At 71.8% G+C, this 22419-nt stretch carries 16 protein-coding genes and 1 pseudogene; 9 read left to right on the top strand and 8 right to left on the bottom strand.

Annotated features, from left to right (window positions below; genetic code table 11):
- Window positions 1-465 precede the first annotated feature (465 nt).
- The 4 genes from DI005_RS09595 (at window position 466) to DI005_RS09580 (ending at window position 4833) form a co-directional block, all read left to right on the top strand.
- A complete protein-coding gene (locus DI005_RS09595; RefSeq protein ID WP_113641898.1) occupies window positions 466-792 on the top strand; it encodes a hypothetical protein in 327 nt (108 codons plus the stop codon).
- A 78-nt stretch (window positions 793-870) separates the two neighbouring features.
- A complete protein-coding gene (locus tag DI005_RS09590) occupies window positions 871-1710 on the top strand; it encodes an ABC transporter ATP-binding protein (protein WP_113641897.1) in 840 nt (279 codons plus the stop codon).
- A gap of 38 nt (window positions 1711-1748) precedes the next feature.
- Window positions 1749-2729, top strand: a complete 981-nt coding sequence (locus DI005_RS09585) for an iron-siderophore ABC transporter substrate-binding protein (protein ID WP_113641896.1) — start codon at window positions 1749-1751, stop codon at window positions 2727-2729.
- 7 nt (window positions 2730-2736) lie between these two features.
- On the top strand, window positions 2737-4833 hold the full coding sequence (locus tag DI005_RS09580) for an iron ABC transporter permease (RefSeq protein WP_113641895.1): 2097 nt from the start codon (window positions 2737-2739) through the stop codon (window positions 4831-4833).
- 37 nt (window positions 4834-4870) lie between these two features.
- On the opposite strand, the gene DI005_RS09575 is transcribed toward DI005_RS09580, so the two are convergent.
- The 6 genes from DI005_RS09575 to DI005_RS09550 all read right to left on the bottom strand — a co-directional run bounded on the left by DI005_RS09575 (window position 4871) and on the right by DI005_RS09550 (window position 11969).
- Complete coding sequence (locus DI005_RS09575; protein ID WP_112270157.1) at window positions 4871-6232, bottom strand: MFS transporter; 1362 nt, start codon at window positions 6230-6232, stop codon at window positions 4871-4873.
- 19 nt (window positions 6233-6251) lie between these two features.
- Window positions 6252-7541 carry a hydroxyacid-oxoacid transhydrogenase gene (locus DI005_RS09570; RefSeq protein ID WP_228713696.1) on the bottom strand — a complete coding sequence of 430 codons (1290 nt, stop codon included), beginning with the start codon at window positions 7539-7541 and terminating at the stop codon, window positions 6252-6254.
- 145 nt (window positions 7542-7686) lie between these two features.
- Window positions 7687-8472: an IclR family transcriptional regulator gene (locus DI005_RS09565; RefSeq protein ID WP_112270153.1), complete on the bottom strand. Its 786-nt coding sequence runs from the start codon at window positions 8470-8472 to the stop codon at window positions 7687-7689.
- 9 nt (window positions 8473-8481) lie between these two features.
- Window positions 8482-10161: a cobalt chelatase gene (locus DI005_RS09560; protein ID WP_113641894.1), complete on the bottom strand. Its 1680-nt coding sequence runs from the start codon at window positions 10159-10161 to the stop codon at window positions 8482-8484.
- 3 nt (window positions 10162-10164) lie between these two features.
- On the bottom strand, window positions 10165-11133 hold the full coding sequence (locus DI005_RS09555) for an AAA family ATPase (RefSeq protein WP_113641893.1): 969 nt from the start codon (window positions 11131-11133) through the stop codon (window positions 10165-10167).
- Between the two features lie 17 nt (window positions 11134-11150).
- Entirely contained in the window at window positions 11151-11969 is an 819-nt protein-coding gene (locus DI005_RS09550; protein WP_199542690.1) for an IclR family transcriptional regulator, read from the bottom strand.
- Between the two features lie 157 nt (window positions 11970-12126).
- Here DI005_RS09550 and xsc point away from each other — a divergent pair, with 157 nt between their 5' ends.
- Window positions 12127-13935: a sulfoacetaldehyde acetyltransferase gene (gene xsc, locus DI005_RS09545; RefSeq protein ID WP_112270147.1), complete on the top strand. Its 1809-nt coding sequence runs from the start codon at window positions 12127-12129 to the stop codon at window positions 13933-13935.
- Window positions 13936-13992: 57 nt separating this feature from the next.
- On the opposite strand, the gene DI005_RS09540 is transcribed toward xsc, so the two are convergent.
- Window positions 13993-14913, bottom strand: coding sequence for a LysR family transcriptional regulator (locus tag DI005_RS09540; protein WP_113641892.1), 921 nt, complete (start codon window positions 14911-14913; stop codon window positions 13993-13995).
- A gap of 107 nt (window positions 14914-15020) precedes the next feature.
- Here DI005_RS09540 and DI005_RS09535 point away from each other — a divergent pair, with 107 nt between their 5' ends.
- Genes DI005_RS09535 through DI005_RS09520 form a run of 4 tightly spaced genes read left to right on the top strand, consistent with a single transcriptional unit; the run spans window position 15021 to window position 22077 of the window.
- Entirely contained in the window at window positions 15021-16565 is a 1545-nt protein-coding gene (locus DI005_RS09535) for a 4Fe-4S dicluster domain-containing protein (protein ID WP_112270143.1), read from the top strand.
- A 29-nt stretch (window positions 16566-16594) separates the two neighbouring features.
- On the top strand, window positions 16595-19429 hold the full coding sequence (locus DI005_RS09530) for a molybdopterin-dependent oxidoreductase (protein WP_113641891.1): 2835 nt from the start codon (window positions 16595-16597) through the stop codon (window positions 19427-19429).
- Window positions 19423-20535 (top strand): Mrp/NBP35 family ATP-binding protein, encoded by a 1113-nt coding sequence (locus DI005_RS09525; protein WP_112270140.1) that lies wholly within the window; start codon window positions 19423-19425, stop codon window positions 20533-20535. Before DI005_RS09530 ends, DI005_RS09525 begins: the two co-directional genes overlap by 7 nt.
- Before the next feature lie 3 nt (window positions 20536-20538).
- Entirely contained in the window at window positions 20539-22077 is a 1539-nt protein-coding gene (locus DI005_RS09520) for a SulP family inorganic anion transporter (RefSeq protein ID WP_113641890.1), read from the top strand.
- 26 nt (window positions 22078-22103) lie between these two features.
- On the opposite strand, the pseudogene DI005_RS09515 reads toward DI005_RS09520, so the two are convergent.
- Window positions 22104-22419 (bottom strand): annotated as a pseudogene (locus tag DI005_RS09515) (succinyl-CoA synthetase subunit alpha); the annotation flags it as partial.

Here is a 22419-nt window from a genome sequence, read left to right as displayed (position 1 = left end):
ATCACTCGCCGAGCGGATCCCCTCGCTGGCGGCGCGGCGGAGACCCCGCTCGGGCGGGCGCCGCGGCACGGGCGCCGCGGCACGGGCGCCACGGCGCTGGCTGTCACCCACCGGCAGCCGCCAGCTCGCGCCTTTGCCGCGTCGGCATCGGCTCGCCGTGGCGACACCCGCGCCCTGCAAGACAGCGAGGAGCACGGCCAGCGATCACGTCGATCGCGAACTCCACGGCGCACTGGAGCCGCCGTGCCATCGCTGGTTTCCTCCGGCGCAGCCGCACGGTGTACACGAAGCGGCACGCCGCCGACTACCGCGTGGTCGCCCACGCCAGCCTGCCCGGCACCCCCCGATCCGCACCGGCCGGTCGTTCGCGATCGAGTCGGGCGCCGGGAGTCCAGCCGCTCCGACGGCGCGTTCCGGGTAGTCCTACTCAGGCGCGGCCAGGGGTCGCCGGGGGACCCTGGAACCATGACCGAACCAGCGGGCGAGAACCGGAACCGCTTCGGCCCGGCTCTCGCCGGCTTCCTGGTGCCGATCGTGCTGCTGTCCGTGGTGGTGCTGGGCTTCCGGCAGCGGCTGTTCTGGGATCTCGGCTGGCGCGGCGGCGAGTACGCACAGGTGTTCCTCGGCGTCGTGCTCGCCGCCGTCGTGGCGGGGATCGTGCTCAAGGCCGCGCGGCCCCGCCCGCCGTGGCGGTCGTTCGGCACCGGCCTGATCCTGGCGGGCACCCTCGGCGCCGTGAGCGCCGTCGTGGTGATCGTGGCGATCCTGAACGCCCTGTCGCGAATGTACTGACCGCTGCCCGGAACGCCTGGAATGTGCTGAGGGCCACAACGCTTGTATGTTAGGCAAGGCTGTCTTTACTGTGAGCCTGTGTCCGCGCCCTCCTCACCCACTGCTGCCGGCGTTTCGGCACGTGAGATCGACGTCGCCTACGGGGACGACGTCGTCGTCCGCGCCGCCTCGATCTCGCTCGACGCGGGCACCGTCACCGCGCTGATCGGCCCCAACGGCAGCGGGAAGTCGACGCTGCTGCGCGCGCTCGCCCGGCTACACCCGCCCGTCGCGGGTGACGTCACCTTCGCCGACGGCGCCGACCTGCGCGCACTGTCCGGCCGGGAGCTCGCCCGGCGGATCACGCTGCTGTCACAGCACCGGACCGCACCCGGCGGCCTGTGCGTGCGCGAGCTGGTGGAGTTCGGCCGGCACCCGCACCGCTCCCGCTGGGGCGGCCGCGATCCCGAAGGGCCCTCGGCGGTGGAACGCGCCATGGAGCTGACCGGGCTCACCGCACTGGCCGAGCGGCCGGTGCAGGCTCTGTCCGGCGGGCAGGCGCAGCGGGTGTGGCTCGCGAGCTGCCTCGCCCAGGACACCGCGCTGTTGCTGCTCGACGAGCCGACCAACCACCTCGACCTGCGCTACCAGGTGGAGGTCCTCGACGTGCTACGCGACCTCGCCGACGAGCACGGCGTCGGGGTCGGCGTGGTCCTGCACGACCTCGACCAGGCCGCCGCCGTCGCCGACCGGCTGCTCCTGCTTGAGGGCGGCAGGGTCATCGCGCACGGCGCCCCGCGGGACGTGCTGACCGCCGAGAACCTCACCCGCGCGTACGGCATCCGGGTCGACGTCGACATCGACCCGGTCGACGGCCTCGTGCACACCCGTGCCGTCGGGCGCTTCAACGACGCGGCCGTCCGGGTCGCCTCGGTCTGACCGGCGCTTTCCGGCCCCCACATGAAAACAGGAGAAGAATGCGCACCACCCGTGTGATCATCGGCCTGTCCGCGGCCGCCGCGTTGATGCTGAGCGGCTGCGGGACCACGGAGGACGCCAGCGGTGCCGACCCGGCCGCCGCGAACGGCGGGGACCCGATCAGGGTCACCGACTCGCGGGGCAAGGAGGTGAAGCTGGACGGCCCGGCGGAGCGGGTCGCGGCCACCGAGTGGAACGGCGTCGAGCACCTGGTGTCGCTCGGCGTCATGCCGGTCGGTGTCTCCGACATCGAGGGCTACGGCCAGTGGGTCAGCGCGGCGCCGCTCGACGACACCCCGACGGACCTCGGCACCCGTGGTGAGCCGAGCATCGACACCCTCGGCTCGCTGGACCTGGATCTCGTGGTCGTGACCGACAGCCTCGTCGAGGGCGCGCTGGAGCAGATCGAGTCGAAGGTCCCGGTGCTCGTCATCGAGGGTGGCGACGCCGAGAACCCCATCGGGTCCATGTTCGAGAGCCTCGACATGATCGCCGAGGCCACCGGCACCGAGGACAAGGCGGCTCAGCTGAAGACCGAGTTCGACACCAGGCTCGCCGAGGGCAAGGCCGAGGTGGAGCGGCTCGGCGCGGCCGGTGAGCAGGTGGCCTTCTCCGACGCCTACGTGAGCTCCGGTTCGGTGAGCATCCGCCCGTTCACCAAGGGCTCATTGGTGTCCGCGGTGTTCGAGCGCATCGGACTCGGCAACGCGTGGCCGATGGAGGGCGACGCCGCCTACGGCCTCGCGCAGGCCGATGTGGAGGGACTGACCCAGCTGCCGGACGTCCGGTTCTGGTACATGGCCAACGACGCCTTCGGCGACTCGTACGCCGACGAGCTCGCGGACAACGCCATCTGGCGGAACCTGCCCTTCGTGAAGAGCGGCAAGGTCGAGCGCCTGCCGGACTCGTTGTGGATGTTCGGTGGCGTGAAGTCCATGGAGCAGTACGTCGACGCCGCCATCGCCGCGCTCGGCCGCTGACTCCACAGTGGACACTGACACCGTCGCGGCTCCACCCGCGCCGTCGCCACACGCTCCGGCCCGGCGGCGGCGCGGGCGGCTCGCGCTGCTGGCCGTGGGCCTCGGCGTGCTCATCGCCGCGGGCTCGGCGCTGCACCTGACCCAGGGCACGTCGGCCGCCAACGCGCTCGACGTGCTCCGGCTCGTGTTCGGCGGAGGCACCGGCGACACCGCCGCCGTCGTGCTGGAGTCGAGGCTGCCCCGCCTGCTCGCGGCGGTGGTGGTGGGCATCGCACTCGGTGTGGCCGGGGCGGTGCTGCAGACGGTGGCGCGCAACATCATGGCGTCACCGGACACGCTCGCCGTCGACGCCGGTGCCCACCTCGCCATCGTGGCCGTCGCGGCGTTCGGCTTCTCGCTGCCGCTCGCGGGCGCGGCCGGTATCGCCTTCGCGGGCGGGCTCGGCGCCGCGGCACTGGTGCTCACGTTGTCCGGCACCGGGGGCGCCGGGATCGTCCGGCTCGTGCTCGCGGGCACCGCCATCGCGCTCGCGATGAAGGCCGCGACGAGCATGCTGCTGCTGTTGTTCGCGCAGGAGACGAGGGGCCTGTTCGCGTGGGGTTCGGGCTCGCTGGGCCAGAACGGCCTCGGCGGCCTCCTCACGCTCGGACCCGTGGTCGGCGTGGGGCTGGTGCTGCTGCTCGCCCTTTCCCGGCGGCTCGACCTCGTGTACCTCGGCGAGGACCACGCCAGGACCCTCGGTGTCCACGTGGGACGGATCCGCTTCGCCGGGATCGGGCTCGCGGTGCTGATGTCCGCGGCGGCCGTGACGCTGGCCGGGCCGATCGGCTTCGTCGGCCTGGCCGCGCCCGCACTGGCCCGCCTGCTCGCGAACGCCGTGCCCGGGCTGCACCGGCACGCGGTGCTGATCCCGGTGTCGGCCGCGCTCGGCGTCACGCTGCTGCTGGGCGCGGACCTGCTGCTGCGTGCGCTCATCGGCTCGCAGAACGCGCTGGAGGTGCCGACGGGCGTGGTCACGACCGTGCTCGGCGCCGTGTTCCTCGTCGTACTGGCCCGCAACATCCGCGTCTCCTCGGCGGCCACGGAGCCACCCGCCGCCGGTACGCGAGGCACCCTCGGCGCGCCGCGCTATCGGCTCATCCTCGGCACGCTGATCGTGCTGGCGCTCGGCGCGGTCGTCGCCTCGGTCCTGCTCGGCGACATCGGCATCCTGCTGGGCGACGTCGTCAACTGGGTGCGCGGCCAGGCTGGCCCGATCGTCTCGAACGTCATGGAGAACCGGCTGCCCCGCGTGGTCGCCGCGCTGCTCGCCGGTGCCGCGCTCGCGCTGGCGGGCGCCCTGGTGCAGGCGGTGGCACGCAACCCGCTGGCGGAGCCGGGGATCATCGGTGTCGCGGGCGGCGCCGGTCTGGGCGCGGTCGCAGTGATCACGCTCGTGCCCGGTGTCGGGTTCTGGAACCAGGCGGGCTTCGCGGGACTGGGCGCGGCGCTGGCGACGGTCGTGGTGTTCGCCATGGCAGCGCGGGGTGGGTTCGCGAGCGAGCGGCTGGTGCTGATCGGCTTCGGCGTGCAGGCGGGCACACAGGCACTGGTGATCCTGCTTATCACCCTGTCGGATCCGTGGAACGAGACGAAGGCGCTGACGTGGCTCGGCGGCTCCACCTACGGTCGCGCCTTCGAGCACCTCGTACCGATGGCGCTGGCGCTCGCGCTCGTGATCCCGGTGCTGGTCCGCGCCCGCCGGGACCTGGACCTGCTGTCGCTGGACGACGAGACGCCCCGGGTGCTGGGCGTGCCGGTGGCGGGGTCGCGGCTGCTGATGCTCGGCTGCGCCGTGCTGCTGACCGGCGCCGCGGTCGCTGGTGTCGGGGTGATCTCCTTCGTGGGACTCGTGGCTCCGCACGCGGCCCGCGCGATCGTGGGCAGACGACACAGCCGCGCCCTTCCGGTGGCGGCGCTGCTCGGCGGGCTCCTGGTGTGTGTCGCCGACACCATCGGGCGCACGGTGATCGCGCCGGATCAGCTCCCGGCGGGTCTCATGACCGCGGTGTTCGGTGCGCCGTACTTCGTCTGGCTGCTGTACCGCAGCCGCACGCGCACGTGAGGTGTGGTGCGTGCGGCGAGCACGCACCACACCCGTGTCACGACCGCACCGCGTCCCGCGCCGAGTCCATATCGGACTCCTCGGCCTCGGCGATCAGCCGGAGATCCCGCTTGCGCACCGCGAAGGTGCACACCGCACTCACCACGGCGGCGACCACCAGGTAGGTGACGACGAGCGAGTAGCCGTCGCCGTCGAGACCCACCAGGTAGGACAGCACCAGGGGTGTGAGACCCGAGGCGAAGATGCCGGAGAACTGGTACACGAACGAGATCCCGGTGCACCGGACGCTGACCGGGAACATCTCCGAGTAGAACGCCGCCTGCGGGCCGTACAGCACCGGGTACAGCACACCCAGCGCCAGCACCAGCCCGGCGCCCGCGAGCAACGGCGTTCCCGTGCCGAGCAGCGCGAAAGCCGGATAGGCGACCACGCCCGTCAGCAGCGCGCCCCAGCCGAACAGCGTCCGACGGCCGACCGTGTCGGACAGCCTGCCGAACAACGGGATGAACACCACCATGGTCACCGCGGCGATCATCACCGAGATCAGCAACGTCTGCTGCGGCATGTCCAGCGTGCCGGTGCCGAACGAGATCGAGAAGACGGCCCAGGTGTTGAACGCGACGCCCTCGACCCACCGGCTGCCCATGCCCAGCAGCACGTGCCGGCGCGAGAGCTTGTTGCGCACCATTTCGAGCGCGGGCACGCTCGCGCGCGCCTCGGTCTGCTGGAGCCTGCGGAACGCCGGGGTCTCCATCACCTTGAGCCGGATCACCATGCCCGCGATCACGAGCACGGCGGAGAGGAGGAACGCGATGCGCCAGCCCCAGGAGAGGAACGCGCTCTCGTCCATCATCGCGCCCAGTCCCGCGAAGACACCGGTGCCGAGCACGAGGCCCAGCGCCAGGCCGAGCTGCGGGAAGCTGCCGTAGAGGCCCCGCCGGTTCCTCGGGGCGTACTCCACGGACATCAGCACGGCGCCGCCCCATTCCCCGCCGATCGCGATGCCCTGCGCCAGCCGCATGAGCACGAGGAGGATCGGCGCCGCGACGCCGATGCTGGCGTACGTGGGGATGAGGCCGATGGCACATGTCGCGATGCCCATGATGAGCATCGTGGCGACGAGTGTCCTCTTGCGACCGATGCGGTCGCCGATGTGGCCGAAGATCAGCCCGCCGACGGGCCGGGCGACGAAGCCCAGCGCGAAGGTCGCGAACGCCAGCAGGGTGCCGACCAGCGGATCTTCGCTGGGGAAGTAGAACTTGTTGAAGACGATGCCGGCCGCGGTGCCGTAGAGGAAGAAGTCGTACCACTCGACGGTGGTGCCGACGACGCTCGACGCCACGACGAGCCGGACCTCGCGGCGGGTCGGTTCGGCCTGGCCGGTTGCGGTGTCACCCATGATTGCCCACCTCCCCGCATCAGAGCGACTGCTCGAAGATCGCGGTCAGCGCGGGGCGGTCCACCGGCCTCGGCACCACGGCGAGCTGCCTGGTCTGCTTGAGCGTGCCGTCGGTGAGGGTATCCAGGTCCGCCTCGGTGTAACCGAAGCTCCGCAGCCCGGACGGCATGCCGATGTCGCGCATCAGCTCGGTGAGGACGTGCGGCAGCGCATCGGCCCCGTCGGTGGCCGTGAACGTCTGCCCGGACAGCAGCTCCGCCGCGTGCAGGTGCCGCTGCGGGTCGGCGGGGTAGGTCCAGCGGAAGACCGCCGCCGCCGTCGCCGACACCGCCTGGCCGTGCGGGACCATCGGCATTTCCGGGTAACCCTCGGCCCTGTAGTCCCGCACCGCGCCCGCCACCGGGTAGGCGTTGGCGTGCGGCAGGTGCGTGCCCGCGTTGCCGAACCCGGTGCCCGCGTAGGTGGAGGCCAGTGCCATGTCGGTGCGGGCGGAGAGGTCCCGCCCATTGCACACGGCCTTGCGTAGGCTGCGGCCGACCAGGCGCAGTGCCATCTCGCACCACACGTCGCTGATCGGGTTGGACCCGCAGAAGGCTGGCCTGCGCATCGGATCCCGCGGCGCGGGCTTGGCGTCGTAGCGCACGCTCGTGTAGCTCTCCAGCGCGTGCGAGAGCACGTCCATCCCGCTCGCGGCGGTCACCTGCGGCGGCATGCTCACGGTGGCGAGCGGGTCCACCACGGCCAGTGAGGGGCGAAGCTTCGGGTGGCTCACCCCGGCTTTGAGGTGCAGGTCGAGAAGGTCGACCACGCAGATCGTGGTGGACTCGGACCCGGTGCCCGCCGTCGTCGGCACCGCGATGAGCGGCTTGAGCGGCAGCCAGGGCGCCTTGCCCGCGCCGATCGGTGGCGTCACGAAGTCGAGCAGCTCGCCGGGGTGAGTGGTCAGGAGGTTGACGGCTTTCGCCGTGTCCAGCGCGGAACCGCCGCCGACCGCGACGAAGCAGTCCCACTGCCGCTCGCGGGCGAACTCGACGGCCGCGGCGATGCTCCGGTCGGTCGGCTCGATCGCCACACCGTCGAACACCTCGGTCTTGACCCCGGCCAGCAGCAGGCTTTCCCTGATGCGGTCGGGAAAGCCCGTGTCCCGCACGCCGGGGTCGGTGATGACGAGCGCGGAGGCCGCACCGGTCGCCGCCACCTCGGCGCCGATCTCGTCGACCGCGCCGGGGCCGAATTTCAGGGGTGGTGCGGCCCAGGTGAACACCTGCTCGTTGGGCTGGATCTCCGGCAGCATTGACGGCTCTCCCATCATCGACATCGTCGGCACTATGTGGGTACTAGCCCCACTATGTGAAACACCATAGGCGCGCCGGGCGAAATTGAGAAGGGGCCGGGAGGACATCACTGTGTCCACAACGGACACAAAGTCGCGGATTTCCGTGGTCAGCGCGGCATCAGCGCGACATCATGCGGTCGACGGGAACGAACTGGGCGATCTCCTTGGCCGCCGTGACCGTGCGCGCGCCCAGCTCTCTCACCCGCCGTGCGGGCATGCGCACCGCGGGTACCTGGATGACGAGTGCCGCCTGCGCACAGCGGTCGGCGTCGAGGATCGGCGCGCCGACACAACGCACTCCGGCGACGTTCTCCTCCTCGTCGATGCTGTACCCGCGCTCGCGGATCTCCTCCAGCTGGGCAGCCAGTTTCGCCGGGGAGCTCAGCGTGCGGTTGGTGATCTTCGGCAGCCGCTTGGGCAGACCCGCCAGGTAGGTCTCGGCGTCCGGCGAGTACGCCAGGATCGCCTTGCCCGACGCGGTGGTGTACAGCGGGAAGCGGGCACCCGGGTGCTGTTCGAATCGAAGCGGCAGCGTCGACTGCACGCGCAGCATCACCACCGACTCGCCGCCTTCCCGCACGACGAGGTTCACCGACTCCTGCGTCTCGGCGTTGATCTGCTCCAGCACGGGCAGCGCCTTGTCGAGCCCGAACCCCCGCTGCGCTGCCTGGCCGAGCAGAATCGTGCCCGTGCCCAGGTAGTAGGCGTCCGTGCGCGGGTTGTGCGCCACTAGCCCCTCGGCCACGAGCGCCCGCACGATCCGGTGGGCGGTGCCCGATGACAGCCCGAGGTGCTCGGCGATGCGGGAGGTGCCCAGCTCACCGGCTTGCGCGGCAAGCAGCTTGAGCACGGCGAGCGCCCGGCCGATGGCCTGGGTGCCGGTCGGCGGCTTGGCGTGCTCCATGTGCGGATCCTACTGGCGGCGGGAGGCGGCGATCAGCCCCACGATCTCGCGGAACACGCGGTGCCCGGTGCCCTCTCCGGTGTCCAGCGCGAGGGAGTGCCGGTAGTACGGGCTCAGGTCGAGCCCCACGCCGAGGCCGTAGACCTCCACCGCGCCCTCCTGTTCGAACGCCGACACCACCTCCCGCAGGTGGTCGTCGAGGTACCGCTCCCCGTTGGCCAGCGCCGTGGCGCCGTCCATCGGGCTGCCGTCGGACAGCACGAACAGCAGTGCGCGGCGTCCGGCGTCGCGCGCCCGCGCGGCCGCCCATGCGACGGCCTCCCCGTCGGCTCCCTCCCGGAACAGGTCCGCCTTCAACAGGCCCGCGATGTCCGGACGGGCCCGCCGCCACGGGGTCTCGGCGTCCTTGAACACCACGTGGAGCCGTTCGTTGAGCCGTCCCGGCACCGGCGGGCTGCCGGCGCGCAGCCAGTCCCTCCTCGCGCGGCCGCCATGCCAGGCCCCGGTGGTGAACCCGAGGATCTCGCTGCGCGCACCCAGCAGGTCGAGGGCGCGGGCGAACAGGTCGACGAGCACCGCGACCCGCTCGGCGTGCTGCTTCATCGACCCCGAGCAGTCGATCAGGAAAGTCACGTGCACGTCGGCCACCGGCCGCGTGCGCTCCACCCGGAACAGCCTGCGCTCCTCCGGTGAGCTGATCAGGCGCGCGAGCGCCCGTCCGTCTATCAGACCCTCCTCCTGCGCGCCGTCCCAGCCGTCGCGGGCAGGCTCCGCCAGGACGGCCTCCAGCTCGCGCGCCAGGCGGGCCACGTTCACACCCTGTCGCTCGACCTCGCGGTCCAGCCGCTCGCGATAACCGGCGAGCGCGGCGGGCCGCACGAGGCTGGCGATGCCTGCCTCCCGGTCGTAAGCGGTGGTGAAGACCCGGTAGCCCGGATGCTCGTCGCAGACCGCCCGCTCACGCAGGGCCACCGCTCCCCCGTCGCCGGGCTCGTCGTCGAAGTCGAGCAGCAGCGCGAGCGGGGAGTCCCGGTCCTCCTCGGCAGCCGCGTCTCCGGAATCCCCGGCGTCGTCCGACGTCAGCAGCGCGGCGACCTCGGCGGCCAGCGACCGCGCATGCCGGGCGAACGCGGCCTGGTCCCGCCTGGTTCGTCGCAGCCCCGCGAGATCGGCGCCGAGTGACGGCGCGATCGCCGCGCGGGTGGGCTCGATCAGGTCCTCGGTCTCGGCGACCACGGGCTCGCCGGTGATCCGCGCCCGGCACACCTGCGCGACGGTGTAGAACAGCAGGCCGCGTGCGGTGTCGGCGTGGCCGTCGTGGTGGTAGGCGAGCGACCACCGCTCGAAGCGCTCGCGGAGGTTGCGCCGCGCTCCCGGCCACGTCGCGGGGACCTGCGCCTCCGCGCGGAACTGCTCCAGCAGCTCGAACAGCAGGCGCTCCACACCGGACTCCGGGCGCAGCCCCCGGTGCAGGTCGCGGTCGGTGTGCAGCAGGTGCAGCGCCATACCGTCGCCCGCGCCCCGCCACGGCTCCCCGGCCGGACGCAGGTGCGGGGCGTGCAGCGGCACCGGCCGTCGCCCGTCGTGCAGCCTGCCGCCGCGGAAGTGCAGGCCGGGTTCACCGGCCAGCGCCCTGACCGCGGCCGCGCACAGCTCCTCGGCGCGGCGGCGCTCCCGCTCGGCCCGCACGGCTCAGGCCGTGGCCGCGAGCGGTGCCGGCTGCTCGAGCTCGTGGTCGAAGCAGCGCTGGAAGTACTCCGCGAGCACGGGCTGCTCCGCCTCGTCGCACTTGTTCGCGAAGGAGAGGCGGAAGGCCAATGCCGGATCGCCGAAGATGCCGGTGTTCTCGGCCCACGTGATCACCGTGCGCGGCGACATCACGGTGGACAGGTCGCCGGCCCGGAAGCCCGCCCTCGTCAGCCCCGCCACGGCGACCATCGCCGCCACGAGCGCGCGACCGGCGTCGTCGGCCAGCTCGGGAACCCGGGCCAGGACGATGGCGATCTCCTCATCGGGGGGCAGGTAGTTCAGTGACGCGACCACGTCCCAGCGGTCGATCTGGGCCTGGTTGAGCCTTTGCGTGCCGTGGTAGAGCCCGTTGAGGTTGCCGAGCCCCACGGTGTTGGCTGTCGCGAACAGCCGGAACGCCGGATGCGGCCGCAGCACCAGGTTGCGGTCGAGCAGCGTGAACCGGCCGTCGCGTTCGAGCAGCCGCTGGATCACGAACATGACGTCGGGCCGCCCCGCGTCGTACTCGTCGAGCACGAGCGCGACCGGCCCGCGCACCGCCCACGGCACGATGCCCTCGCAGAACTCGGTGACCTGCTTGCCCTCGCGCAGCACCACGGCGTCCCTGCCGACGAGGTCGAGCCTGCTGAGGTGGCCGTCGAGGTTGACGCGCACACACGGCCAGTTGAGCCGCGCGGCGACCTGCTCGATGTGGCTGGACTTCCCGGTGCCGTGCAGCCCCTGGACGAGGACCCTGCGGTTGTGCGCGAACCCGGCCAGCACCGCGAGCGTGACGTCGGGGTTGAACCGGTACGAATCGTCGACGTCCGGCACGTGCTCGGTGCGCTCGCGGAACCCGTTCACCACGAGCGTGGAGTCGATGCCGAAGGCGTCCCGGACGCTGATCCGCTCGCCCGGCAGGTCGGTGTGCATGCGCGCGGGTGTTCCCTTCACGACGTGGCGGTCTGGGTGGCGTCGGCGGCTCCCTCGGCCTCGACCCTGCTGATGGCCTCGGCCGCACGCTGGAGCGCGGGAAGCGTGTGGAGCGCCTTGTCGGCGGTGAGCCGCATGACCGGCGCCTGCACGGCGACGGCCAGGTTCGACCGCCCCGACGGCGCGGGCACCAGCACCGCCACGCAGACGAGACCGGGCAGGAACTCCTCGTCGTCGAGCGCGAAGCCGTCGCGCCGGATGCGGGCGAACTCCTCCTCGAGCACTCCGAGGTCGGTGACCGTCTTCGGCGTGTACGCCTTGAGCGGCGCGTGGGCGAGCAGCTTGGCCCGCTGGCCGGGACTGAGCTGCGACAGGATCATCTTGCCGCTGGCCGAGCAGTGCACCGGCACGCGTGAACCGGGCCGCAGGTAGAACCGCAGCGGTTCCGGCGTCTCCACGCGGTCGAGGTACACGATCTCGTTGCCGGAGAGCGTGGTGATGTTGCAGCTCTCGCCCAGCTCCTCGACCAGGTTCTTGAGCACCGCGTGCCGCGCGCCGTAGTGGGTGGCGTTGAGCAGCAGGTTCTCGGCCAGTCTGCGCAGCCGGACCCCGGTGCCGTAGTGCCTGCCGTCGGCCTGCCGGATCAGCAGCCCGGCGCCCTCCAGCTGCTGCAGCATCCGGTGCAGGGTCGGTTTCGGCATGCCCGTCTCCGCGACCAGCCCCTGCAACGTCACCAGCTCGTCCTTGCTCGCGATGAGCTCGAGCAGCGAGAACAGGCGCATGGTCGGGGTGTCGCCGTTCAGGGCGGCCGGGTCCGGCTCACGGATGAGCTCCACGGCACCTCCTTCTGGAACACCGTCACGTGGTTCCAGAAACTAACACACTTCGTCTCGGTTTCTCGAAGATGACGTTGACCGACCATCGCGACTGGCATATGGTCGATCCGATTCCGGTTTCAGGAACATGCCGTCCCGATTTTTGTAGGAGTCCGCAATGGCGCAGCGTAAGACCGGCGACGGCCGGACCGTGGTCGACGGCCCGGCAACCATGACCCCCTCCGAGGCCTTCGTCGAGACACTCGTGGCCAACGGGGTCACCGACATCTTCGGCATCATGGGCTCCGCGTTCATGGACGCGATGGACATCTTCGCTCCGGCAGGCATCCGGCTGGTCCCGGTCGTGCACGAACAGGGCGCCGCGCACATGGCCGACGGCTACGCGCGCGTCAGCGGCAGGCACGGCGTAGTGATCGGGCAGAACGGCCCTGGCATCAGCAACTGTGTCACCGCCATCGCCGCGGCGTACTGGGCACACAGCCCCGTGGTGATCGTGACCCCCGAGGCGGGCACGATGGGCATGGGCCTCGGCGGCTTCCAGGAGGCCAACCAGCTGCCGATGTTCCAGGAGTTCACCAAGTACCAGGCGCACGTCAACAACCCACGTCGGATGGCCGAGCTCACGGGCCGCGCCTTCGACCGCGCTATGTCGGAGATCGGCCCGACCCAGCTCAACATCCCGCGCGACTTCTTCTACGGCGAGATCGAGACCGAGATCCCCGACCCGCAGCGGCTCGACCGCGGCCCCGGCGGCGACCAGAGCCTCAACGAGGCCGCCGAACTGCTCGCCGCCGCGGAGTTCCCCGTGATCATCTCGGGTGGCGGGGTCGTGATGGCCGACGGCGTCGAGGAGTGCAAGGCGCTGGCCGAGCGGCTCGGCGCGCCGGTGGTGAACAGCTACCTGCACAACGACTCCTTCCCCGCCAGCCACCCCCAGTGGTGCGGACCGCTCGGCTACCAGGGGTCGAAGGCCGCCATGAAGCTGATCTCCCAGGCCGACGTGGTGGTGGCGCTGGGTTCGCGGCTCGGGCCGTTCGGCACACTGCCGCAGCACGGGATGGACTACTGGCCGAAGAACGCCAAGATCATCCAGATCGACGCCGACCACAAGATGCTCGGCCTGGTCAAGAAGATCACCGTCGGGATCTGCGGCGACGCGAAGGCGGCCGCCGCCGCGCTCACCCAGCGCCTCGCGGGACGCACGCTGGCCTGCGACGCCACGCGGGAGCAGCGGGCCGCCACGACGAAGGCCGAGAAGGACGCGTGGGAGGCCGAGCTCACCGCGTGGACCCACGAGACCGACCCGTTCAGCCTGGACATGATCGCCGAGCAGGAGCAGGAGGAGGGCGGCTGGCTGCACCCGAGGCAGGTGCTGCGCGAGCTGGAGAAGGCCATGCCGCCGCACGTCATGGTCTCCACCGACATCGGCAACATCAACTCGGTGGCCAACAGCTACCTCCGCTTCGAGGAGCCCCGGAGCTTCCTGGCCCCGATGAGCTTCGGCAACTGCGGGTACGCGCTGCCGACCGTCATCGGCGCCAAGGCCGCGGCGCCGGACCGGCCCGCCATCGCCTACGCCGGTGACGGCGCGTGGGGCATGAGCATGGGCGAGATCATGACCTCGGTGCGCCACGACATCCCGGTGACCGCCGTGGTGTTCCACAACCGGCAGTGGGGCGCCGAGAAGAAGAACCAGGTCGACTTCTACAACCGCCGGTTCGTGGCCGGAGAGCTGGAGAACGAGAGCTTCGCCGGGATCGCGCGGGCCATGGGCGCGGACGGCGTGGTGGTCGACAAGCTCGAGGACGTCGGCCCGGCACTGCGGAAGGCCGTCGACGCGCAGATGAACGGCGGCCGTACCACGGTCATCGAGGTGATGTGCACCCGCGAGCTGGGTGACCCGTTCCGCCGGGACGCGCTCTCCAAGCCGGTGCGCTTCCTGCCGAAGTACCAGGACTACGTGTAGCCGGCCCCTGTCGCGGAGCCGGGTGGCGAACGCCGCCCGGCTCCGTCCCATGTGGACTCAGCGCCTTCCCGCGCTCCCGCCGGCCGCCGCGACGACGTCCCGCAGCGCCGGGGACAGCTGCTCCCCCGCACGCAGCACCAGCCGCAGGGAGCGCTGCAGGTCGAGGCCCGACGTTGGCACCACCACGACCTTGCCCTGCGCCACGTCCTCGGCCAGCGCGAGCGAGCTGAGCACCGCCGGACCGAGCCCCGCCTCCACGGCGGCCTTGATCGCCGTGGTGGACGACAGTTCCATCACGGGGTTCGGGCGCGTGTGGTAGCCCAGCCGGTCCAGCTCGTGGTCCAGCACGTAGCGCGTGCCCGAGCCCGGCTCGCGGCTGATCAGCGCCTCGGCGGCGAGTTCCGCCGCGCGCACGGGCCGGCCCCTCCTCGCCCAGGGATGGTCGGGATGCACCACGAGCGACAGCTGGTCCTCGGCCACCACCTGGGAATCGAGCCCCTCGGCGGGTTCGGCGCCCTCCACGAAGCCGAGGTCGACGGCCCCGCCGAGCACCAGCTCCACGACCTTCGCGGAGTTCACCACCTGTAGCCCGATCGTCGTGTCCGGCCTGCGCCTGCGCAGCTCGCTCAGCCACCCGGGGAGCAGGTACTCGGCGATCGTCATGCTGCACGCCAGCTGGATCCGGCTCGCCTGCTGGCCACGCAGGGCCGAGATGCCGGCGTCCAGCGCGGCCGCGGCGTCGATCACCCGGCCCGCCCAGTCCGCGATCACGGCCCCCTCGTCGGTGAGCCGGGAACCGGTGGCCGAGCGCACGATGAGCGGCACACCCGTGAGCCGCTCCATGTTCCGGATCCGCGACGCCGCCGCGGGCTGCGAGATGCCGTGCTCCTTCGCGGCCTTTCCGAGACTGCCCAGCCGCGCGACGCTCAGCAACAGATCCAGTGCCCCGATCTCGGGCACGCGCGGTGGCAGTGGCACGCCGTCACGTTACTCCAAAGTCTGCTTTGGGAGTACCCAGGATCGACATTGGTACCGGGCCCCCTTTTCCGGAGTTAGCGTCACTGTGCGTCAGCTTCGGAGGTGTCATGCGCTACGGCTTCGCGATCGACCAGCGCACCTGCATCGGCTGTCACGCCTGCACAGTGGCGTGCAAGACCGAGCACGAGGTGCCGGTGGGCCAGTTCCGCACGTGGGTGAAGTACGTGGAGTCCGGGGAGTTCCCCGCGACCACCCGCGATTTCGGTGTCATGCGGTGCAATCACTGCACGGACGCGCCGTGCGTCAAGATCTGCCCCACGCAGGCACTGTTCACAAGGGACGATGGGATCGTCGACTTCGACAACGAGCGGTGCATCGGCTGCAAGGCGTGCATGCAGGCGTGCCCCTACGACGCCATCTACCTCGACGAGGACACCCACACCGCCGCCAAGTGCAACTTCTGCGCCCACCGCGTCGACGAGGGCCTCGAACCGGCGTGCGTGGTGGTGTGCCCGACACACTCGATCTGGGTGGGCGACCTCGACGACCCGGAAAGCGGGATCGCGCGCCTGGTCAACGAGAACCCGACGCAGGTGCGCGCGCCCGAGCAGAACACCGGGCCCAACGTCTTCTACCTCGGCGCCGACCGCGCGGTGCTCGACCCGCTCGCCGCCCCCACCGGCGACACGTACCTGTGGGCCCGCCCCGACGAGCACCGCAGGAGCGCGTCCACCGACCTGCCCACCGACCCGGTCACGCACGCCCGCACCACACTCAACACGGCACACCCCCGGCCGTGGGGCTGGCGGGTCACGACGTACCTCTGGACCAAGGCGGCCGGGGCCGGCGCGATGCTGATCGCCGCGCTCGCCCACCTGCTCGGCATCGAACTGGGCGGGCTCGGCGACGTCGTGGCCCCCGCACTCGGGGTGGCGGGGCTCGCCGTCACCGGCGTGCTGCTGGTGTGGGACCTCAAGCGGCCAGAGCGGTTCCTGTTCATCTTCCTCAAGCCCAACCCGAGATCGTGGATGTTCTGGGGTGCCGTGGTGCTCGCCGCGGCGGCGGTGGTCTTCACCGCCTGGCTCGCCACGGGCATCCTCGCCGCGACCGGCGCGCTGGCCGCGGCCACCGCCGACGCCCTGCTCACCGGCCTGGCCGTGCCCGCGCTGCTCGCGGCCGCGCTGACGGCGGGCTACACCGGTTTCCTCTTCGGCCAGGCCGAGGGCCGCGACCTGTGGCAGTCGCCCCTGCTGTTCTGGCACCTGATCGTGCAGGCGCTCATGGTGGGCGGCGGCGTGCTCACCCTCGCCGTCGCGGCAGGCGACCCCTCCCCCGCCGCCCGCTCGCTGCTGCTCGCCGCGCTGACCCTCGGCGCGGGCGGTCACCTGGCGATGACGCTGCTGGAGTACCTGGGCAGGCATCCAACCGCGCACGCGGCCGCGGCGGCGCACATGGTCACCTCGGGTCGCTACGCCCGCCTGTTCTGGGGTGGCGGCGCCGGTCTCGCGGCGCTCGGCGCGGCACTGGGCGCCGTGGGCTGGGCGGGCGGCCCGCTCGTGCTCGCCGCCGCCGGTGGCATCGCCGTGCAGGCCGCACTGCTCGCGTACGAGAGCGTCTTCGTCCGCGCCGGGCAAGACGTCCCGCTGTCCTAGAACCAGCACTGCCGAAAGGAACGAGCGCCATGAGCGCGACCGAACCCGTACTGCCCGGCTCGCGCAGCCACGAGCACCTCCGCAACTTCCCGCCGGTGTCCGCGTGGGACCACCACGTCGAGTACGACGCGAAAGCGCATCCTCGCAAGGTCGCGCACTCCTACCTGCTGGTGCCCACCACGTGCTTCAACTGCGAGAGCGCGTGCGGCCTGCTGGCCTACGTCGACAAGGACGACCTCTCCGTCAAGAAACTCGAGGGCAACCCCGCCCACCCCGGCTCCCGCGGCCGCAACTGCGCCAAGGGGCCCGCCACGATCAACCAGATCAACGACCCGGAGCGGATCCTGTACCCGCTGCGCCGAACCGGTGAACGCGGCGGGGGCGGCTGGGAACAGGTCAGCTGGGACGAGGCGCTCGACGACATCGCCGGCCGGATCCGGAAGGCGATCGTCGAGGACCGCCACGACGAGATCATGTACCACGTGGGCAGGCCCGGCGAGGACGGCTTCGCCGAGCGGTTCCTCACGGCCTGGGGCGTGGACGGGCACAACACGCACACCAACATCTGCTCGGCCGGGGCGCGGTTCGGGATGTCGCTGTGGACCGGCTACGACCGGCCCTCGGCCGACCACGCCAACGCCAAGGTCATCCTCCTGCTGTCCAGCCACCTGGAGACCGGCCACTACTTCAACCCGCACGCCCAGCGCATCATGGAGGGCAAGCAGTCCGGCGCCAAGCTCGTGGTGATGGACCCGCGTCTGTCGAACACGGCCTCGCACGCGGACGTGTGGCTCACGCCGTGGCCCGGCAGCGAGGCGGCGGTGCTGCTGGCCGTCGCGTCGTACCTGCTGCGGACCCGCCGCATCGACACCGAGTACGTCCGCCGGTGGTTCAACTGGGACACCTACCTCGCCGAGCTGCACGCCGACGCGCCCCGCGACTTCGAGACGTTCCTCGACCGCATCACCGAGGACTACGCGGACTACACGTTCGAGTTCGCCGCCGAGGAAGCGCAGGTGCCGGCCGACCGCATCGAGGAGATCGCCGAGCTGGTGGCCGACTGCGACGGGCGCCTCTCGGCGCACATCTGGCGCGCGGCGGCCGCGGGAAACCTCGGCGGCTGGCAGGTCGCGCGGGCGCTGTGGTTCGTGCTCGCGCTGACCGGCAGCATCGGCACTCGCGGCGGCACGAGCCCCAACGGCTGGCACAAGTTCATCCCGCACGGTCCCGCGAAGCCCGAGCCGCACGAGCGGTGGAACGAGCTGATCTGGCCACGCGACTTCCCGTTGTCCACCAACGAGATGTCGTTCCTGCTGCCCCACTTCCTCGCCGAGGGCCGGGGCAGGCTCGAGGTCTACTTCTCGCGGGTCTACAACCCCGTCTGGACCAACCCCGACGGGTTCACCTGGATCGAGCAGCTGTCCGATCCGGACAAGGTGGGCCTGCACGTGGCGCTGACCCCGACGTGGTCCGAGACCGCCGAGTTCGCCGACTACGTCCTGCCCATGGGACACGCCAGCGAGCGGCACGACACGCATTCGTACGAGACGCACGCCGGGCGGTGGCTGGGTTTCCGGCAGCCCGTGCGCCGCGTCGCGATGGACAAGCTCGGCCTGTCGTACAACGACACCCGCGACGTCAACCCAGGCGAGGTCTGGGAGGAGAACGAGTTCTGGTTCGAGCTGTCGTGGCGCATCGACCCCGACGGCTCGCTGGGCATCCGCCGCTACTTCGAGTCGCCCTACCGGCCGGGCGAGAAGATCACCGTGGACGAGTACTACCGGTGGCTGTTCGAGAACCAGGTGCCGGGTCTGGCGAAGAAGGCCGCGGACGAGGGCATGGAGCCGCTGGAGTACATGCGCCGCTACGGCGTGGTGGCCCTCGACGACGAGGTGTACCGCGTCGACGAGCGCGCGGTGCCCGGTGAGCAGCTGGAGAACGCGACCGCCGACTCCTGCGGCGTGCTGCGCACGCCGGTGACCCCGGACTCCGTCGCGCCGGTGGTGGGCGAGGCTGGCGCGATCGGGCTGCGGCACGAGGACGGGACGGCGACCGTCGGCTGGCCGACGCCGTCACGCAAGCTGGAGGTGTACTCGACGGCGATGCGCGACTGGGGGCGCGCCGACCGGGCCACACCCGGCTACCTGCGCTCGCACGTGGCGCGCGGCGAGATCGACATCGAGGCCGGCGAGCTGGTGCTCGTGCCCACCTTCCGGCTGCCGACGCTGATCCACACGCGTTCCGGCAACGCCAAGTACCTCAACGAGATCTCCAACACCCACCCGCTGTGGCTCAACTCGCTCGACGCCGCGCGGCGCGGCGTGGTCACCGACGACCTCGTGCGCATCAGCACCGAGATCGGCTACTTCGTGGCCAGGGTGTGGGTCACCGAGGGGATCCGGCCCGGCGTCTGCGCGCTGTCCCACCACATGGGCCGCTGGCGCCTGCACCCCGGGGAGGGCAGCCGCTGGACCACCGGCATGGTGGAACTGTCCCATCCGGACGGTGAGCACACGTGGCTGCTGCGGCATCGCGGCGGTGTCGCCCCGTTCGACTCATCCGACCCTGACTCGAGCCGGATCAACTGGGAGGACCCCGGCGTGCACCAGAACCTCGCGTTCGCCGTGCACCCTGACCCGGAGTCGGGCATGCACTGCTGGCTGCAGAAGATCAAGCTGGAGTACGCGCACCCCGGGGACCGCTACGGCGACGTCTACGTCGACACGCGGCGCTCCGCGGAGGTGTACCGGGAGTGGCTCGCCCGCACGAGCCCCGACCTCGGTCCCGGAGGGCAGCGGCGGCCAGAGTTCATGATGCGTCCCCTCGCCCCGAAGCTGCGTGGTTACCGGGTGCCGGAATGCTGACCCGGCGCCGGACCCCGGTCGACCACGCGGCCCTGCGGGAGGCCGTGGGCGCGGTGGAGGACCCGGAGATCCACCGGGGCCTCGACGAGCTCGGCATGCTCCGCGACGTCACCACCGACCGGCGCGGCACCGCGCACGTCGCCGTCGCGCTGACCACGCCCACGTGCCCGTTGCGAGAGCGGCTCCAGGCCGACGTCACCGCCGCCGCCTCGGCGGTGCCGGGCGTCACCGGCGTGGAGGTGAGCTTCACGACGCTCTCCGACCGGGAGCGGCTGGCCCTGTCGCAGCGGCTGCGCGAACAGCAGCCGGCGCGCCTCGGCACGGACACCCTGGTCTACGCGGTCGCGAGCGGCAAAGGCGGAGTCGGGAAGTCCTCCGTCGCGGCGAACCTGGCCGTGGCGCTGGCCCGGACCGGCAAGCGCGTCGGGCTGCTCGACGCCGACGTGTGGGGCTATTCGGTGCCGCAGCTGTTCGGCGTCCGGCGCAGTCCCGTCGCGCTGAAGGGGCTCATGCTGCCGGTCGACGCGCACGGCGTGCGGCTGATGTCGGTCGGGTTCCTCGTCGGCGACGGTGAGCCGGTGGTCTGGCGTGGTCCGATGCTGCACAAGGCGCTGGAGCAGTTCCTCACCGACGTGCACTGGGGCGAGCTGGACGTGCTGCTGGTCGACCTTCCGCCCGGGACGGGCGACGTGACCCTCTCGCTGCTGGAGCTGCTGCCAAGGGCGGCACTGCTCGCCGTCACCACCCCGCAGGTGAGCGCGCAGACGGTGGCGACGCGGGCGGGACGCATGGCCGCCGATCTGCGCATGCCGCTGGCCGGGGTGGTGGAGAACATGTCCACGCTGGTCTGCGAGTGCTGCGGCGAGCGCACCGCGCTGTTCGGCTCCGGTGGCGGGCAACGGCTCGCCGACGACCTCGGCACCGAGCTGCTCGCCCGCATCCCCCTTGACGCCGCGCTGCGGCACGCCGGGGACACCGGTGTTCCGGTGGTGGCCGGTGCGCCGGACGCGCCGTCGGCACTCGCCCTGTCCGATCTCGCGGCGCGGCTTCCGGTCGTGCGCAGGAGCCTGTCCGGCCTCGCCCTGCCGCTGTCGGTGGTCCGCTGAGCCGTGCGCGTTCCCCGTATCGCGCGACCGCGCGGCAAGACACTCCTGTACGACGCCGTCGCGGGCGTGAGCGTGGCGATGGTCGGCATCCCGCAGTCGCTGGCCTACGCCGAGCTCGCCGGCATGCCGCCCGTCGCGGGCCTCTACGCCGGTGCGCTGCCGCCCGTGCTCGCGGCGCTGTTCGCGTCGTCGCCGTACCTGCAGACGGGCCCGGTGGCGATCACCGCGCTGCTGACGTTCGGCGCGCTGAGCACCGTCGCGACCCCGGCGAGCCCCGAGTACGTCGGACTCGGCCTCGCGCTGGCGCTGGTGATCGGCGTGGTCAGGGTTCTGCTGGGCCTCCTGCGGGCGGGCTGGCTCGCGTACCTGATGTCGCAGCCGATGCTGCTGGGTTTCGTCCCGGCGGCGGCCGTGCTCATCGCCGCGTCCCAGGTGCCGAAGGCGCTGGGCGTCGCGCCGCCGGACGAGGGCAACGAGATCGTCGCCGCGGTCACGAGCCTCGCCCACCCCGCCGACTGGAGCCCCGCGGCGCTGGCGGTCACGGCGCTCACCGCGCTGGTGATCGTCGGCGGGCGACGCCTCCACGCGCTCTTCCCCGGGGTGCTCGTGGCGGCCGCACTCGGCGTCGCGATCTCCGCTGCCGGACTCTATTCCGGCCCCGTGGTGGACAGCGTGCCCTCCGGGCTGCTGCCGTTCACGCTCGACGACATCCCGTGGGACCGCGTGCCCTCACTGATTCTTCCCGGCGTCATCATCGCGCTGATCGGGTTCACCGAGGCCGCCTCGATCGCGCGCCGGTTCGCCGCCGAGGACGGCAGCCGCTGGAACTCCAACCGCGAGTTCGTCGGCCAGGGCGTGGCGAACCTGGCCGCGGCGGCGGTCGGCGGAATGCCGTGCGGCGGCTCCTTCTCCCGCAGCTCGGTGAACCGGATGTCGGGCGCGCGCACCCGATGGTCGGGCGCGTTCACCGGGTTGACCGTGCTGGCGTTCCTGCCGTTCGCCGCCGTGCTCGAACCGCTGCCGCTGGCCGTGCTGGGCGCGATCGTGATCGTCGCGGTCACCGGTCTGCTGCGGTTCCGCCCGCTGGTGCGGCTGTGGCGGGTGTCGCCGCCGCAGGCGATGATCGCCTGGGCGACGTTCCTGGCGACGTTGCTGCTGGCCCCCCGGCTCGACCTGGCCGTGCTGCTCGGTGTGGGGCTGTCGCTCGCGGTGTTCCTGTGGCGCCTGCTGCAGCTGGAGGTCGACGTCACGGCGCGTGACGGTGAGCTGACGCTCGCGCCGCGCGGCGTGCTGTGGTTCGGCACGGCGCAACGCCTCGACTCGCTGCTGCACGACCTGCTCGCCACGCACCCGGAAACCGTAAGGCTCGTGCTCGATCTCACCCGGCTGGGCCGCATCGACACCACCGGCGCGCTGGTGCTGCGGTCGATACTGGAGCAGGCCCACGGCGCCCGGCTGGAGGCCGAGCTGCGGGGTGTTCCGCCGCAGTCCCGCCAGCTGACCGACCGGGTGCTGACGCCGAGGACGAGCCCGCTCGAGTGAGTGAGCGGGCCCGCCCTCGTGCGGGTTCACGCCGCGGGTTTGACGCCCGCAGCCAGCAGGGCGTCGCCGACCCCGCTGGGCAGGTCCACCACCGTAGCTCCCGCAGAGGTCAGAGCGTCCACCTTGGAGGTCCCGCTGCCCTTGCCGGCGCTGACGATGGCGCCCGCGTGGCCCATGCGGCGGTCGGGCGGGGCCGAGCGGCCCGCGATGAAGGCCACGACCGGCTTGCGCATCGCCGCGATGTAGTCCGCCGCGTCCTCCTCCATCGAGCCGCCGATCTCGCCGACGAGCACGATCGCCTCGGTGCGCTCGTCCTCGTCCAGCTCACGCACGGCGTCGAGC

Source organism: Prauserella sp. PE36 (genome assembly GCF_003311655.1).
GTDB classification, from domain to species: Bacteria; Actinomycetota; Actinomycetes; order Mycobacteriales; family Pseudonocardiaceae; genus Prauserella_A; species Prauserella_A endophytica.
Note: the sequence above shows the minus strand (reverse complement) of the source record. Positions and strands in the feature narration are given on the sequence as shown.